Raw genomic sequence first — 16,411 nt, forward strand, 5'->3', positions numbered from 1 at the left:
CCCCATTGCTAACTATAACTCAGTCTATGCTACAACAAGGTTTCACATAGACTAAGTGTGACGCAGAGCCGCTATTATTCAGCTTCTACGAAACCGTCTTTTTCAGCAACTACTGCAACGTCTTTGTTGCGGCCTTCAGTTACTGCAGATGCAGCAGCGTTTAGGTATAGTTGAACTGCGCGGATCGCGTCGTCGTTACCTGGGATGATGTAGTCAACGCCGTCTGGGTTAGAGTTAGTATCTACCACAGCGTATACTGGAATACCTAGGTTGTTAGCTTCTTTAATTGCAATGTGCTCGTGATCAGCGTCGATTACGAATAGAGCGTCTGGTAGACCGCCCATATCTTTGATACCACCAAGAGATTTCTCTAGCTTCTCCATTTCACGAGTACGCATTAGAGCTTCTTTCTTAGTTAGTTTTTCGAAAGTACCGTCTTGTGCTTGTGCTTCGAAATCTTTTAGACGCTTGATAGACTGACGAACTGTTTTGTAGTTCGTTAGCATGCCGCCCAACCAACGGTTGTTAACGTAGTATTGGTTGCTTGCGATTGCAGCTTCTTTAACAGCTTCAGATGCAGCGCGCTTAGTACCTACGAATAGAACTTTACCTTTCTTCTCGCCAACTTTAGCTAGTTCAGCTAGAGCTTCGTTGAACATTGGTACAGTTTTTTCTAGGTTGATGATGTGAACGCGGTTACGAGCACCAAAGATGAATGGCTTCATTTTTGGGTTCCAGTAACGAGTTTGGTGACCGAAGTGAACACCAGCTTTCAGCATATCGCGCATTGATACAGTTGCCATTTTAAAATCCTCTATGGGGTTAGGCCTCCACATCCCCCATAATTCCGACCAAGCTTCTGCTCAGCACCCCGGAACATGTGACGGAATGTGTGTGATTTAAAGATAAAAGTTAATTGGAAGAAGCTTGCTTCGCTACTCTTCTAATGAAAAGTAAAGAGAACAGTCCTCGATTCCGGCGCGCTTTATACCATATTTTAGCCTAAGATGGCTAGTAAAAATTGTTTCTTACACTTCTTACCCCCATTGCATGACCACCCTACTCTTCACCAAATTCCATCACTACACTTTAAGTAAGAATGACTCATATTCTTAACTGGCTTGGGTTAAGCAAGGGTTGTCTGATAGAATGCGCGCATTCGCACGTTTACGTGCTTACGAATAAGTAGAGAAAGCCAATGTCAATCAAGATTAAAACTGCTGAAGAAATCGAACGCATGCGTATTGCGGGCAAGCTAGCCGCAGACACTCTAGAAATGATCGAACCGCACATCAAGGCGGGTGTGACGACAGAAGAATTAAACAAAATCTGTCACGATTACGCTCTAGAGCGAGGCGCTTACTCTGCACCGCTTGATTACCATGGATTCCCTAAATCAATCTGTACGTCAATCAACCACATCGTTTGTCACGGCATCCCTGCGACAGAAGATGAAAAAGGTGCAAATGGCCAAATGAAGCCAGCGGTACTTAAAGATGGTGACATCATTAACGTTGATATCACGGTTATCGTGCCTAACGATGAAAACGCAGATCTAAGCGTTCGTCCACAAGGCTACCACGGCGACACTTCTAAGATGTTCCTAGTTGGTGATGTATCTCCAGCAAACAAACGTTTGTGTATGGTTGCTCAAGAGTCTCTGTACATTGGTATGCGTCAAGTTAAGCCTGGTGCAACAGTTGGTGATATCGGTACAGCAATCGAGAAGTACATCAAAGAGAACAACAAGAACAACCCACGCAACAAGTTCTCTATCGTGAAAGACTTCTGCGGTCACGGCATCGGTGATGAGTTCCACGAAGAGCCACAAGTGGTTCACTACAAGAACAAAGACCGTCGCGTACTAAAAGAAGGCATGTGTTTTACTATCGAGCCGATGATCAACGCAGGTAAGTTTGGTTGTACAGTCGACGCACAGGATGATTGGACGGTATACACTGGCGATGGTAAAAACTCGGCACAGTGGGAACACACCATTGTGGTGACGAAAGACGGTTGTGAAGTGCTGACGCTTCGTAACGACGACACGATTCCTCGTTTAATGAAAAACGCGTAATCGCATATCACTTTCCTTATCCCCGCCCATGCGGGGATATTTTTTATCTGCTTCAAATTTGTTAGATTGCTTACAGTAGCAAGTTGCACGGATAGCAAATATGACTCTTCAGTCCCCTCTTTCGTTTACCGATGAACAGATCAACATCGCTGAACTTAAGCAAGAACTCGAAAAATTCAGTTCATTTCAAAAACAAGAATTTCTTACCCACCATCCAGTCACCAATTTGGTGTTGTCACGCGCTGAGTACATGGACTTACTCCTCAACCGTTTGTGGCAATACTTTGGCTTCAAAGACATCCATAATATATCGCTGGTTGCAGTAGGTGGTTATGGCCGTGGTGAGTTACACCCCCTTTCTGATATCGACATTTTGATTTTGTCGAACAACAAATTACCGAACGCCCTTGAAGCTAAAATCAGTGAATTCATTACCCTACTTTGGGATTTGCGCCTCGAAGTCGGTCATGCCGTTCGAACTGTTGCTGAATGTGCGGAAATTGGCCGAGCGGATTTAACTGTTGCAACCAACCTACAGGAAGCTCGTTTGTTGTGTGGTAGTGAAGACACTTTCCAAGCGTTGAAGAAAGTGGTGCTATCCGACTCTTTCTGGCCAAGTGAGACCTTTTACCGCGCCAAGATTCAAGAACAACGTGAGCGCCATGCTCGTTACCATGACACCACCTACAACCTTGAACCTGACATCAAGTCAACCCCAGGCGGTCTACGGGATATTCACACTTTAAGTTGGGTAGCACGTCGTCACTTTGGTGCGACTTCATTGCTGGAAATGAGCCGCTATGGCTTTCTTACCGACGCAGAATACCGTGAGTTGGTTGAGTGTCAGGATTTCTTATGGCGAGTCCGTTTTGCTCTGCATATTGAACTACGCCGTTATGACAACCGTTTAACGTTCGGACATCAAGCACAAGTGGCTGAACATTTGGGCTATGTCGGCGAAGGTAACCGCGGCGTCGAAATGATGATGAAAGAGTTCTACCGTACGCTTAGACGTGTAGCAGAGCTTAATAAAATGCTTCTCAAGCTGTTTGATCAAGCGATCATCAACGGTGGCGCCTCTGCAGATGCCGAAATCATTGATGAGGATTTCCAACGCCGTGGTTCACTGATCGAGGCTCGCAAACCCGCGCTGTTCCAAGCTCGTCCTGAAACCATTTTGGATATGTTCCTGCACATCGCCAATGATTCGAGCATCGAAGGCGTGAGCCCTCCTACGTTGCGTCAGTTGCGTACTGCGCGTCGTCGCTTAAACAAGTTCTTGCACACTATTCCTGAAGCGCGTGAAAAGTTTATGGCGCTGTGTCGTCATCCAAATGCGCTGCATAAGGCGTTCAGTCTGATGCACAAACTTGGTGTACTGGCGGCGTATCTTCCGCAATGGAGCCAAATTGTCGGTCAGATGCAATTTGATTTGTTCCATGTTTATACCGTGGATGAACACAGCATTCGCCTACTCAAACACATCAATACTTTTAGCTACGCAGAAAACCACAGCAAGCACCCGATTTGTTGTGAAGTTTACCCTCGTATTCAAAAGAAAGAATTGCTGATTCTGGCCGCGATTTTCCATGATATCGGTAAAGGGCGTGGTGGCGATCACTCCGTTATTGGTGAAGGTGAAGCGTATGATTTTTGTATTGAGCACGGCCTATCTAAACCTGAAGCGAAATTGGTAAGTTGGCTAGTAAGGCATCACTTACTGATGTCTGTGACCGCTCAGCGACGCGATATATACGATCCAGACGTCATCACTGAGTTTGCGAAACAAGTACGTGATGAAGAGTATCTTGAGTACCTCGTATGCCTGACTGTTGCAGATATCTGTGCGACTAACCCAGAGCTTTGGAATAGCTGGAAGCGTACCCTGCTCGCTGAATTGTTCTACTCAACTCAGCGCGCGTTGCGTCGCGGCTTGGAGAACCCTGTGGATGTTCGTGAACGTATACGCCACAACCAGCAAATGGCGTCAGCGCTACTGCGTAAAGAGGGTTTCTCGGCACGCAAGATCGAGGTGCTTTGGCAGCGCTTTAAAGCCGACTACTTTTTGCGTCATACCCATAAACAAATTGCTTGGCATTGTGAGAACTTGCTGCGTATGGAAGACGCAAGTAAACCACTGGTTCTGATCAGCAAAAAAGCCACGCGTGGTGGTACCGAAGTGTTCGTCTACTGCCCAGACCAACCAGCCCTATTCGCGACGGTGGTTGCAGAGCTCGATCGTCGTAATTTTAACGTTCATGACGCGCAGATCATGACCAGTAAAGATGGCTATGTACTCGATACCTTTATGGTGCTAGATCAACACGGTAAAGCAATTGAAGAAGGTCGTCATGGCGCTGTCACCAAGCACATTACTCACGTATTGGAAGATGGTCGTCCGACAAAAATCAAAACACGTCGTACACCAAATAAACTTCAGCACTTTAACGTCAAAACCAAGGTCGACTTCCTACCAACTAAGAGCAAGAAACGCACTTTAATGGAGTTCGTGGCACTTGATACGCCTGGGCTTCTCGCCAAAGTGGGGCGTACGTTTGCAGACTTAGGCATTAACTTACACGCCGCTAAGATCACCACAATTGGAGAACGTGCAGAAGATTTGTTTATCCTCACAAGTGATTCTGGTGGTCGTCTGAGTGATGAACAACAAGACGAATTGCGCGAGAAGCTGATTGAAAAGTTGTCCGATTCTGTTTCTGCGTAAAAGCGATTAAGCAATAAAACCGTGGGTAAGAACCAGAGCGATCTTGCCCACAAGTTGAGCAATTTGACTAAATATCAGCTATCTAGCTCATAAATGGGCTGCTACAGTTATACGGAAAACTTATTCTAGTTATGAGACAGAGGTAGCCTATGTATCCCCACCTCACTGGTTTGGGTATCCACGAACCAAAACAAATTGAACGTTACTCCCTACGCCAAGAAGCACACAAAGACGTCCTCAAAATTTACTTCCACAAACAAAAAGGCGAATTCTTTGCCAAAAGCGTTAAATTCAAATATCCACGCCAAGTAAAGAACGTCTTGGTCGACAGCGGCAGCCATAAGTACAAAGAAATTACTGAAATCAATCGTAACTTAACTCTAGTCATCGACGAATTAAACAAGATAACTAAACCGGTAAAAACCGCAGAAGTGGACGTGAAGCAGAAGATTCTGTCCGATCTTCGTCATCTGGAAAAGGTGGTTTCGAGTAAAATCGCCGAGATCGAAGCGGATCTAGAAAAGCTGAAATAAAACGTTAAGAACTAAACAATTTAAAAGGGGTTGGTATAGATACCAACCCCTTTCTTTTTGATTGAATCAAAGCGGAGCTCATCAAACTAACGGCTTATTGCACCAATGATTCATCCCACTCGAATCGTGCAAACAATTTTTGCCACGTTTCATCAATACCCGCTTTCATTACGATTTCTTGCTCGGTAAATGGGTGGACAAAACGTAACTCCGACGCGTGCAGCAACAAACGGTGAGAATCAAACTCTGTACGATACAACTTGTTATGCTTACCATCACCATGGCTGGTGTCACCGACGATAGGATGACGTAGGTGGGCCATGTGGCGACGCAGCTGATGCTTACGCCCTGTCTTTGGCTGCATTTCCATCAAGCAATAGCGAGTGGTTGGGAACTTACCTGTTGAATACGGCACCTCAACTTTCGCTAACGGTTTGTAGGCTGTCACTGCATCCTGCGCTTCTTTCTCTTGCGAAGCGAACTTATCGGCAATTTTATCCAGCTCAACTTTTAGCGCGTAATCGAGAACGTCTTCTTCCTCAATCCAGCCGCGAACGATCGCGTGATAGGTTTTCTCCATCTTATGTTCAGCAAACATCGGCATCACTTGCGATGCAACTTCACTCGACAATGCAAACACAAGCACACCAGACGTCGGACGATCCAGACGGTGCAAAGGAAACACATGTTGGCCAATTTGGTCGCGCAGCGTTTGCATAACGAAAACTGTTTCGTGTTTATCTAACCAACTGCGGTGCACCAACATACCTGCAGGCTTATTTACTGCAACAAAGTACTCATCCTGATAAACGATCTCCAATTCCACTGGAGTAACAACTTGTGATGTTTCTTGTTCTGACATTGAGATTACTTACATAGTTCGTCGATGGTTCGGATGGTTACAAGTAGCTCAGCATAATGTGGTTCTTGCTTCCAAGCTTCCGCGAAATACGGTTCGATAGAAAAGCCACGCGGCAAAGGCTGGTTACTTTCCACTAACGCGCGCATACGTGCAATAAAAATCCATTGTAACCACTCGTGGGGATGCAGCGTATCAATCGCGAAAGGTTCTGTGCTCTGTAACGCTTCTGTCGTAGGCATGGTTTGTTGCCACAGCTCATAGTGCTGTAATTGCGCTTCAAGTTGTTGAAGTAAGTCGACCAATTGGATGTTTGTTGCCATTAATTCCGTCTCGAACCTTGAATTAGCCGAGAATGATACCATTTCTTGTGAAAAGAACATTAGGATGTCGTATTTAATGGAAAACATTCAAACCCTCACTCAGCTGTTAAATAACAGCCATTGTGAATATCAAATCTTCGACCTTGGTCGTCGTATCAAAACCATCGATGCACAAGTGTTTGCGGATGTGGAAAAAGGCCAGTGCCCTTACCCATTCCCAATGCAACGTAAAGCGCACCTCGCGATCGCGTATTGGAATGAACAAAAACAACCGTGGATTTGGTTTCTAAAATTTGAGCTGGATGAACGTGGTTTGCTAAAGCAATCCGATATCGGTAACTTCATTAAATACGTTGTAGAGGCGATGGGAACTCGTCTGAATGAGGAAATGTCGGAAGAGCAACAACAAAAGCTTTCTAACAACCCATATACTTTCAAACCCGCTGAAGAGAAGATGGCGGTATTTCATAGCCGAGTTTGCGCTAGTTTAGATTTACCCACCAGCCAGTATTACGAACATACTCAGCACTATTTCACTGGTGGTCTCGGTTGGGAAAACTGGCAAACCGTTGGTCTACAAGGTATTACTGATATGGCCGCACGCCTTGGCCAAGAGCAAAATGCGGTGACACTACGTAAGGCCTTAAACCATCTACCAAACGAACCACGCTACGCTCTGCTTGGTGCTTTAGAACATGTAGAACTGCAAGAGCGCCTAGCACAGCGTATTGCAGAACAAGCACAGCAAGAGATTGAAAGTGATGAGCCTGATCTGTTCCTATTATCTGCGTTAATCCGTGCTCTAGCAGGCGCATCGTCGGAAATTTCACTGCCAGTGTTGAACACAATTTTACAAAGCCCACGTTTAAGTCATCACGAGGTCTTAATTGGTATCGCAGGCCGCACTTGGCACTTATTGGCTGATGCAAATGTCGCTGAGCAGTTTTTACTGCGCCTTGCTCAAACAGGCAACCAAGCACTCTTCAACCAATTATTTGCCGACTTAGTGATGCTGCCAGAACTAAGAATGGTTCTGCTACCTCTATTACACTCTAGCCCATCGGAAGAGCTAGCGACGGCATTAGTCAAATTGCAGCAAGCGACCAAGGGATAATAAAGGATTAGGGATGATTGGTGACTTACTAGCCATTTTAGGACTGTGCTTTTTCTGCTTTTTGTTTTGGCAACAAAGACGCCAATCAGAATTAGCGAAAGCGGCTATTACACGCAAATGCGAGCAACTTGATCTGCAATTGGTCAGCATCGCATTTGGTGCACATAAAATGAAAACGCCAGACGGAATCTGGCGTTGGCATACAGTGTATCAATTTGAGTTCTCATCTCTTGGTGACGATTGCTACCAAGGAGAATTGACGATGATCGGGTTTAGGCCGCTGAACTTTCACCTACCGCCACATCGCTTGTAAATTCCATTTCAAAGTAAGGGCCGTATAGGTCCTTGCTTTCTCTTGTCTTTGTAAATCCAAGTTTTTCCAGTACTGCCATGGATGCTTTGTGATGACTATTCACATTTGCTTTGACTTTGTGTAGTCCAAGCTCACGACACGCCTTCGGGAAAAACGCCTTTAGCGCTTCTGTTGCTAATCCTTTACCCCAATAAGCTTTATCAAAGATAAATCCCAGCTCTGGTTCATGCTCCAGATTCGAAATGAACACGTGTCCCATATAGTCACGGCTGGTACTTTCAAGTACCGCCATACTGTAGACATTCTCATCATCCAGAATCTTCTCAAACAACTGTTTCGCAGAAGACACGGTATGTGGTCCATTCATCTCTGCGCGATTCTTAGCGCAGCAATTTAACATCACGAACTCTAGTTGCAACGACTCATTGTAGGGTAGAAGAAGCATTCTTCTGGTTACTATGGTCACATCTGTTCCTTGATTACAGCAAACTTAATTTATCCGCATAGCAGAAGCTCAAGAGCTATTCATTTGTTATGCGGTACATAACGCCTTTTAGAGAAGCCGAAAGTTAAACCAACTGATTGGAAAGGATATTGATCTGGATTGTTTTTTATTCAGTGTTATGAGGAATTTATAAATTATGTAATATTGACACTTTTAATTATCTGAAATTATGAAAGTGCAAAATAAGAAAGACCCCGACACTAGCGTATCGGGGTCATAGTCTTACTCGCAGCAGTCCGGCTACTAAATAGTGCTCCATGCATCATCCATAATAGTGGCTGATTCCGTCAGCTTAGTCCTTACGTCGCCGTCCTAGCGGTGTCCTTATCATCCTGATAGCTAACAATCCTCGTTAGCGCGCATCACTTGTTCCTTGAGCGGTGTCCATTGCATCTTCCTGATGCTGTCCTTACCTCAATCCTAAGAGGGGTCCATTGTCTATCCTTAGTCATCAACATCCTGTTGATGATTGTGTCCTTACAATGTCCTGCGCTCCGTGCTTGATCACTCATCCTGAATAATCAAATCGTCGTCCTGACGATGACCAAATCCTTGGTGCTTTCCTGTTCCATGTCTGCTTCCTGCCGACAAGGTTTAATTTACGCTTTTCCTTTTAAATCACAATCAGCCCAAGATATTCTTTTGTTTAAACACTTAGTTAAAAAAATGTTAAGACCTTATTTTTCAAGATCTTATGCAAACCAATTTCTTTAAGCCTGATGACGAAATCGTTTTCTCTCACAACCTCTGTGAGAGATCTCGCACAAGGGTCTGCCGAAATTGCCATTCGCTAATTTCAGCGCCTCAACGTATGATGACAGAAGTCATTTTAGTAGGGACAAAATATGTTAACTCAAGACATCACTAAAGAGCTGGAAGCCGTGATGGAGCAGTTGCAACAGCAAGGTAAAGAGCCAACCGTTGCTCTGGTCAAAGCTCGAATGAAAACGCCTGTGCCTATGCCAGCATTAATCGCAACCATCAAAAGTTGGAAAAGCACGAATCGCATCCCTAAAGTTGAAGTTGCGGTACAAACACCGAAAGAAGAAGATCGCATCACTGTTCTGGAAAACACGGTAGCTAAACTGGTGGCTCGTGTTGAAGAGCTTGAAGCCAAACTAAATGAGAAAACAGCATGAAATTATGGGTAGATGCAGATGCTTGTCCGAAAGTCATTCGTGAGACTATCGTACGTGCGGCTGAACGAACCGGTGTTGAGTGTACCTTTGTTGCAAACCACGTAGTTCCTGTACCAAAGCGTGCCAATATTCACTCTCTGCAAGTGCCTGCCGGTTTTGATATTGCGGATAACGAAATTGTTCGTCGTGTCGAAGCCAATGATCTGGTGATCACATCAGATATTCCACTTGCAGATGAAGTCATTAGCAAAGGCGCATTGGCGCTAAGTTCACGAGGCGAGCTTTACACGAAAGATACTATCAAAGCGCGACTCAATATCCGTGACTTTATGGATACCATGCGATCAAGCGGTATTCAAACGGGAGGGCCAGCAGCGCTGTCTCAAACTGAACGCAGAGAGTTTGCTAACCATTTGGATCGTATTTTAGCCAAATTTAAGAAGTAAAACTCTCACCTTTTAAATTGAGCCAGTTGATCAACACCTGGCTCATTAACGAATATTTTGTACTCAGTCTTGCATACAAAGCGTGTTATCGCTCCCATTCGCATTGTCTCACTTATTTTTTTAACCTTCTCGATATAGACCCAATATGCAACTTAAGTTATTTTGAACGGCGTTTTTAATAACTTTGTAGAAAATAATGGGCTTTAATATCCTTTCCAGTGGAAGTTATCTGCCAGTCAATCAATGGTCAGATCGGGAGATGGATCGCTTCCTAAAATTACCCTCAGGGACTTGTCGAAACAAATTTGATGTTGAATATCGTCATGTAGCTAGCACGAAAGAAACCGCTGTATATATGGCAATGCAAGCGATAATGCAATGTCTCGGCAACACACACTCACTAAGTTCTGTTGACCTCCTTATTTATGCCAGTGGCACACATCATCAGTCTTTACCTTATGATGCTTCAGCAGTTTTAGCTGCATTAGACGCCCCGACATCGCTAGAAAGTTTTGATTTAAACAGTACCTGCTTGTCTTTTCTCTCAGCTCTCAATCTTGCTCAGAACCTTTTCATAGCAAAACGCTACCAACGTATTATTATTGTCACCAGTGAGCTCGCTACGGGCATCACACTGAATCGCAGCTTCGCACTCAAACCTGAAGTTGCAACCTTATTTGCCGATGGTGCAGCAGCGTTTTTACTAGAGCAAACAGAGAATGAAGGGCTGATCACAAGCCACTTTGAAACGCATCACGCTGGGTATTCATTCTGTCAAATTAAGGGGGGAGGCAGTCATATCAACCCGCATACTTCAAAGCATCAAGCCTATTTGAAAAACTGCCAATTTGAGATGGAAGGCAAAGCACTGTTTAAGCATGTGCGCAAAACTTTGCCAGCGTTTCTTGAAAAAGGCTTTGGCTCCTCTCCAGTCACTCTTCGCGATATTAACTACTTTCTTCCACACCAAGCGAGTGCTCACGGTTTAAAGAAGTTACCCTCACTCGTCGGTTTACCGAAAGAGAAAACCGTTAATCACTTTTCTACTTTGGGTAACCAAGTCGCTGCGTCGCTGCCGATAAATTTGCACTGGCTACGCAACCAACCAGGCACACAAGGGAAACATGTGTTATTGGCGGGCACTGCTGCTGGGCTCTCGTTGGGGATGGGCGTACTTAAATTATGAGAATATTAGTCACAGGTGGCAGTGGTATGCTGGGCAGTGCGATTCTACGAATGTTTCACCAGCAACATGAACTGCACTTTACTGCGCGAAATACTGTCATCGCAAAACAACTCGCAGACCAACTCAATGTCACACCGCATTTAATCAATTTAGAGGATAAATCAGCGGTTCATGAAGTATGCCAAGGTATGGATGCGATCATCCATTGCGCCGCACTCTCAAACCCTTGGGGTAAGTGGGAAGCATTTTATCAATCCAATGTAGATGCCACAAAAAACCTTATCTGCGCAGCGAATGCCCATCAGGTACCACGTTTTATCCATATCTCCTCCACCAGCGTCTATTTTGACCACAAAGACAGGTGGAACATTCGAGAAACAGACGATATTGCTTCGCGTTGGTGTAATGATTACGCGCACACTAAATACTTATCTGAACTTGAAGCCATACAAGGGCAAAGCAAAACGATCATTTTAAGACCTCGTGGTATTTTCGGTCCGAACGATCGCGCGATTATCCCAAGGGTACTTAAAGCGATAAAAAACGACACACTACTTCTGCCATCCGGGCGAAACCCGGTTGTTGATCTGACTTATGTCGATAATGTTGCCCATGCTGCCATGCTTGCTTGTACTCAAGCGGAACAACTTCAACATGGTGACATCTTCAATATATCCAATAATGAGCCAATGCCGATTGAGACCGTGCTAAGAGCTTTATGTGGAGCATTGAACATAAACGTTAAATTAACATCACTCCCATACCGCTTTGTGTTGCCGTTATTAAAACTCAGTGAGCAAATACGGATGCGCTTACCGCACCAACCGGAGCCAAAGCTTACTTCATACAGCGCAGGGCTATTTAACTATCACCAAACTCTAGATATCAGTAAGGCGCAAAAAAAGCTGAATTACCAACCGCTTTTTTCAGTTCAAGAAGGAATCCAACAGTATGCAGACTGGTCTAAAAATAAAAATCTTTGAGGCTGGGCACTGCGTACACCCTGGTTTTGTCGTCAAGCCCGGCTCTGGGTTAAAGCCAAGATCGTTTCCAGCGGCTGTCGCGTTAATTCAACACCCAACTCAAGGTAACATTCTGTTTGACACGGGGTATCACGAGCATTTTTTCCGTGCCACTCGCCCTTTCCCTGAACGCTTTTATGCTTGGACAACGCCATGTCACTATCAAAAAGAGCACGGAGTTGTGGCTCAGTTAGCAAAAGAGAAAATCGGACCTCATGAGATTGAACACTTGGTTCTTTCTCATTTCCATGCCGATCACATCGCTGCCGTGTCTGAGTTTGCTCACTCTCAACTACATTGCCAACAAAAAGGAGTGGACGCCCTAACTAAGAGTGGTCGAGTGGGAGGCGTAAGAAAAGGATACCTAAAAGCGCTATTCCCTCAACAACTCGAATCCAACTTGGTCATGCACCGTAATTTTTCCATACCAATTGGTGAAATCCTTCCCCATTGCCAAGGCGTTGATCTGCTTTGTAAAGATATGTTCAACGACGGCTTAATTTATATGGTGAGTTTACCCGGGCATGCAGCTGGTCAAGTAGGGCTTTTAGCGAAGAGAGAGCAAGGTTGGTTGTTCTTATTAGCAGATGCCTGTTGGTTAATCGAGAGCTTGAGTGAAAACATCGATCAACATTGGCTCGCGAACATGCTTTGCGATAATACCCAAGCTTACAAACAAACACTCTCTGAGTTGAGAAATTGCTACCAGCATACCCATCACTTTGTGCGCTTTGTGCCTTCTCATTGCCAAGCGACAATCCAGCAGTTAATTACAGAAGGATGGATAATGTGAGAACTTTTCTCTCTGAGTTTTGGCGTACACGCTACCGCCCTTTTAGCTCAAGAACACATGTTGAAAAGTGGCAACAAAAACAGGTAACACAACATCTGGATTGGGTGTGTCGTCATTCTCCTTATTATCATTCATTTCAAGGAGCGTCAATCTGTGATTTCCCAATCATGAATAAGCAAACCATGATGGAAAATCTTTCTGAGTTAAACACAAAAGGTTTGGATGCAAACTCATTAATGCAACAGGCGTTAGAGGCAGAACAATCACGTAATTTCGCAGCTTCAAAAGTTGGCAATGTAACTGTTGGATTGTCTTCTGGCACCTCTAGTATGCGTGGATTGTTCCTCGCGGATAAACAAGAAACGCAACTCTGGGCAGGCAACATTTTGGGTCGCCTCTTACCCGGCTTGTGGGGAAAACATCGAATTGCTCTTGCCCTGCGAGCCAACAGCCCATTGTATAAATCCGTAGCAAAAGGTCCCGTTACGTTCTTTTATGCTGATTTAAACAAACCTTACCAAGAGTGGATAAAGGAACTAGATGAGTTTCAACCCACGCTTTTGGTTGGTAGCGCTCAAGCCCTTCAACTCTGTGCTCAATTCAGTGGTCAATTTGGTCAGCCAGCGATCCAGCCAAATCGGATCATTTCTGGAGCAGAGGTGCTAACCGAGAGCGATCGTCACTATATTTCTCAAAAATTCGATAGTGAACTGTATGAAGTCTATCAATGTACTGAAGGTTTTCTTGCGTGCACGGACCAACAAGGACAAATGCGATGGAATCAAGATATTGTCTATATTGAAAAACATTGGCTAAACGCTGAACGCACTCATTACAGCCCTATAATCACTGATTTTCGTCGTAAAACTCAGCCAATTATTCGCTACCAGCTTGACGATATCATTGAGAGCAAACAGGACGACGGCGTATTTGAACCGCTCGGAGCGATTGCCGGGCGATGTGGCGACTGCCTAACATTGAAGGCAAGCCAAGTACCAGTGTCGGTGCTGCCTGATCTTATTTACCGATCCATCACTTTAGAAATTCAGGAGCGTGTCGATTACCGAATCACCCAAACCGGAGCGCAGGCTATTCAAATCGAGGCGGATGTTTACCACCACCCGAGCATTTATCGAGCCCTAGTAAAACTGTTTGATCAACTAAAGCTTGATCCAGTCACATTCAATTATCGCCCCGCTCCGATTTGGACTCCGATGAACAAACAACGACGAGTGGTGAATACATGCGGATTTTAATCACTGGCGCCCGGGCCCCCGTCGCATTAGAGTGGGCAGCAATGTGTATGAATCATGGACACGATGTCGTTCTCACTGATTCATTAGCACAACCTCTGGGGGCGTTTTTACGAGGCATTGAGCATTACGTAAAAACGGCTTCACCTCGATTTTCGTTTCCTACTTACCAGCAACAGATCCTCAATTTACTAACTCAGCAGCGCATTGATATGGTGATACCGACTTGTGAAGAAGTGTACTATTTGGCACACATTGCCCAACAGTGTCCGAGAGTCCATTTTTTTCTACCCAATTCGACATTACTGCGCTCACTGCACAACAAGTTTACCGTCTTTGACCAACTTCGAGATTTACCCGAGATTTCCCTACCCAAAACTCGTTTGGTTACCGATAAACATGACATTGAGATTGATGCTGACTCAGTACTCAAACCGGTTTACTCTCGATTCGGCGGTGAAGTGATACGAGATATTACCCGTCAGTCTATTTCCACTCTCACGATGTCGACTCAACACCCTTGGGTACAGCAAGAAAAAATCCACGGAGCACCTATTTGCAACTACGCGATTTTTGAACATGGTCAAATGAGAGCACACCAAGCTTATTTACCCAAAAACTGCGTAAATGGCTCTGCCGCCAGTGCATTTCAACCAATAGTGAATAATCGATTAGATGCATTTATGACTGCTTTTGGACACCGGCATCGCTACCATGGTCAAGTTTCATTTGATTTTATCCAGACAAACAATGAGCTATATATAATCGAGTGCAACCCAAGAGCCACTAGTGGTTTACACCTGCTCTCACCGCAATGTATTCAATTGTTTCCCGAACTTGCGTTCTCTTTTCCTATAAAACCGCAGTTACACCATTTAGGTGCGGTTTCGCTCATCGCACAAGGCTTATTATCTCTCTTCAAAACAAATACTTGGCAGGATTGGCTATCTGGCGTCAACGTAATGCAGCAACACAACTTACCGATCAGGAGCCAAATGTTGAGCGTTTTTGAACTGCTTCAATTAGCAAGGAAGAACAAAGTGAAATTGGCTGCGGCTTCGACTGTTGATATAGAGTGGAATGGTGAAGAATTGCCTTCATAATGCCTTTCCATCAAAACAGGTTATCAAGTGAGGAAATGGGCTCGCCAGTTCAAACGAAGAAGTGAGACAAGCTCTTCAGTTGGCTCCTTATCAAACGTAAAGCAACGCCTACTTCTCCGTTGTAACAATTCACCAATGAAATATAAATCCGAAAACTCCGTTCTCTGTAGTTATAACAAGAATGGAGTTTTATTTATGAACGCACGGATCGTCGTCCCCTTTTCATTACTTTTCTTTTCTACGACGTTGCTTGCCAGCCAAGAACCCTTTGGCATTGTTGGCGGTAGTATCACCTCTGGCGAAAGCGCTTTTTCCGTCAAAGACACACCTCAGTTTGGTGCGACACCTAACTTGTTCTATTCCGGCCCCATTGGCTTTGTCGATGGCAGCTTAGCCAACTGGCAAGCATTAACTTATTTGGGCCTATCGGCTAATTGGCGCTTTGCGGAAGTCTCCAACACCTTTGTCGATTTACCAAATGGCATCACCGATCGCGATGGCAATGGTGAATTTGGTATTACTTTGGGCACTGTTGGCGCAAGATTGACTTATCTGCATGATGTCACCTCAGATCACAATGGTTACGAAGTTCAACTGCATCTCGGCCGGACACTAGAGACTTGGTTACCACCGTTTACCCTCACCCCCTTTCTAGAAGTCGATTACCGAGATAAAAAACTCTCTAACCATCTGTACAGTGTCTCTGCGCGAGAAGCGGCAGCATCAGGGCTAAGAGAATTTAAAGCCAATTCTACTTTTGTTTACCAAGCAGGACTTATTGGTCTTTATGAAGTCACACCATCTTGGATTGCAATCACCAAAGCAGAATTTATTCATCATGACAGTGACAGCACATTGATACAGCGTGATATAGGTTGGTCGTTAGAAGTCGGTCTAACCTATCGTTTCGCAGGTCTTTGAACGAAAAAAGCCTGCGATAAACGCCTGTCTCTTGATCACAAGTCTAGTGATCAAGAGACATTGCGAGTTCGTAGCCTTCAAGGATGGTTTGTAGTTTAA

At 44.7% G+C, this 16,411-nt stretch carries 17 protein-coding genes; 13 read left to right on the plus strand and 4 right to left on the minus strand.

Going from position 1 to position 16,411, the window contains the following annotated elements; all coding sequences use genetic code 11:
* Positions 1–74: 74 nt before the first annotated feature.
* Entirely contained in the window at positions 75–803 is a 729-nt protein-coding gene (gene rpsB / locus OQJ86_RS18320) for a 30S ribosomal protein S2 (protein WP_041853288.1), read from the minus strand.
* Between the two features lie 395 nt (positions 804–1,198).
* Between rpsB and map the strand changes: the two genes are divergently transcribed.
* The 3 genes from map to OQJ86_RS18335 all read left to right on the plus strand — a co-directional run bounded on the left by map (position 1,199) and on the right by OQJ86_RS18335 (position 5,335).
* Positions 1,199–2,077 carry a type I methionyl aminopeptidase gene (gene map / locus OQJ86_RS18325; RefSeq protein WP_265989022.1) on the plus strand — a complete coding sequence of 293 codons (879 nt, stop codon included), beginning with the start codon at positions 1,199–1,201 and terminating at the stop codon, positions 2,075–2,077.
* Between the two features lie 100 nt (positions 2,078–2,177).
* Complete coding sequence (gene glnD / locus OQJ86_RS18330; protein ID WP_265989024.1) at positions 2,178–4,802, plus strand: bifunctional uridylyltransferase/uridylyl-removing protein GlnD; 2,625 nt, start codon at positions 2,178–2,180, stop codon at positions 4,800–4,802.
* Between the two features lie 149 nt (positions 4,803–4,951).
* The gene (locus tag OQJ86_RS18335; RefSeq protein ID WP_038864687.1) at positions 4,952–5,335 is read left to right on the plus strand and encodes a DUF3461 family protein; all 384 of its coding nucleotides are present in this window, start codon (positions 4,952–4,954) and stop codon (positions 5,333–5,335) included.
* A gap of 94 nt (positions 5,336–5,429) precedes the next feature.
* On the opposite strand, the gene truC is transcribed toward OQJ86_RS18335, so the two are convergent.
* Together truC and OQJ86_RS18345 are read right to left on the minus strand one after the other, a co-directional pair.
* Positions 5,430–6,197, minus strand: a complete 768-nt coding sequence (gene truC / locus OQJ86_RS18340) for a tRNA pseudouridine(65) synthase TruC (protein WP_063344111.1) — start codon at positions 6,195–6,197, stop codon at positions 5,430–5,432.
* 5 nt (positions 6,198–6,202) lie between these two features.
* Positions 6,203–6,517: a YqcC family protein gene (locus OQJ86_RS18345; protein WP_038864800.1), complete on the minus strand. Its 315-nt coding sequence runs from the start codon at positions 6,515–6,517 to the stop codon at positions 6,203–6,205.
* A 76-nt stretch (positions 6,518–6,593) separates the two neighbouring features.
* Between OQJ86_RS18345 and OQJ86_RS18350 the strand changes: the two genes are divergently transcribed.
* On the plus strand, positions 6,594–7,631 hold the full coding sequence (locus tag OQJ86_RS18350; protein WP_265989028.1) for a DUF3549 family protein: 1,038 nt from the start codon (positions 6,594–6,596) through the stop codon (positions 7,629–7,631).
* Between the two features lie 13 nt (positions 7,632–7,644).
* The gene (locus OQJ86_RS18355; RefSeq protein ID WP_039976952.1) at positions 7,645–7,944 is read left to right on the plus strand and encodes a DUF3301 domain-containing protein; all 300 of its coding nucleotides are present in this window, start codon (positions 7,645–7,647) and stop codon (positions 7,942–7,944) included.
* On the opposite strand, the gene OQJ86_RS18360 is transcribed toward OQJ86_RS18355, so the two are convergent.
* Positions 7,904–8,389, minus strand: coding sequence for a GNAT family N-acetyltransferase (locus OQJ86_RS18360; protein WP_038864682.1), 486 nt, complete (start codon positions 8,387–8,389; stop codon positions 7,904–7,906). The genes OQJ86_RS18355 and OQJ86_RS18360 overlap by 41 nt on opposite strands.
* Positions 8,390–9,294: 905 nt before the next feature.
* Between OQJ86_RS18360 and OQJ86_RS18365 the strand changes: the two genes are divergently transcribed.
* The 8 genes from OQJ86_RS18365 to OQJ86_RS18400 all read left to right on the plus strand — a co-directional run bounded on the left by OQJ86_RS18365 (position 9,295) and on the right by OQJ86_RS18400 (position 16,312).
* Entirely contained in the window at positions 9,295–9,588 is a 294-nt protein-coding gene (locus tag OQJ86_RS18365; RefSeq protein WP_265989031.1) for a hypothetical protein, read from the plus strand.
* Positions 9,585–10,034 carry a YaiI/YqxD family protein gene (locus OQJ86_RS18370; protein WP_265989033.1) on the plus strand — a complete coding sequence of 150 codons (450 nt, stop codon included), beginning with the start codon at positions 9,585–9,587 and terminating at the stop codon, positions 10,032–10,034. The genes OQJ86_RS18365 and OQJ86_RS18370 overlap by 4 nt, the downstream gene beginning before the upstream one ends.
* Positions 10,035–10,230: 196 nt before the next feature.
* The gene (locus tag OQJ86_RS18375; RefSeq protein WP_265989035.1) at positions 10,231–11,220 is read left to right on the plus strand and encodes a ketoacyl-ACP synthase III; all 990 of its coding nucleotides are present in this window, start codon (positions 10,231–10,233) and stop codon (positions 11,218–11,220) included.
* Positions 11,217–12,203: an NAD-dependent epimerase/dehydratase family protein gene (locus OQJ86_RS18380; RefSeq protein WP_265989037.1), complete on the plus strand. Its 987-nt coding sequence runs from the start codon at positions 11,217–11,219 to the stop codon at positions 12,201–12,203. The genes OQJ86_RS18375 and OQJ86_RS18380 overlap by 4 nt, the downstream gene beginning before the upstream one ends.
* Complete coding sequence (locus OQJ86_RS18385; RefSeq protein ID WP_265989039.1) at positions 12,172–13,035, plus strand: MBL fold metallo-hydrolase; 864 nt, start codon at positions 12,172–12,174, stop codon at positions 13,033–13,035. The genes OQJ86_RS18380 and OQJ86_RS18385 overlap by 32 nt, the downstream gene beginning before the upstream one ends.
* Positions 13,023–14,291, plus strand: a complete 1,269-nt coding sequence (locus tag OQJ86_RS18390) for a F390 synthetase-related protein (RefSeq protein ID WP_265989041.1) — start codon at positions 13,023–13,025, stop codon at positions 14,289–14,291. The genes OQJ86_RS18385 and OQJ86_RS18390 overlap by 13 nt, the downstream gene beginning before the upstream one ends.
* The gene (locus OQJ86_RS18395) at positions 14,279–15,391 is read left to right on the plus strand and encodes an ATP-grasp domain-containing protein (RefSeq protein ID WP_265989043.1); all 1,113 of its coding nucleotides are present in this window, start codon (positions 14,279–14,281) and stop codon (positions 15,389–15,391) included. The genes OQJ86_RS18390 and OQJ86_RS18395 overlap by 13 nt, the downstream gene beginning before the upstream one ends.
* Positions 15,392–15,586: 195 nt before the next feature.
* Positions 15,587–16,312: a MipA/OmpV family protein gene (locus OQJ86_RS18400; protein WP_265989045.1), complete on the plus strand. Its 726-nt coding sequence runs from the start codon at positions 15,587–15,589 to the stop codon at positions 16,310–16,312.
* Positions 16,313–16,411: the final 99 nt, after the last annotated feature.

Origin of the sequence: Vibrio sp. Sgm 5, from assembly GCF_026241575.1 — a bacterium.
Taxonomy (GTDB): Bacteria; Pseudomonadota; Gammaproteobacteria; order Enterobacterales; family Vibrionaceae; genus Vibrio; species Vibrio jasicida.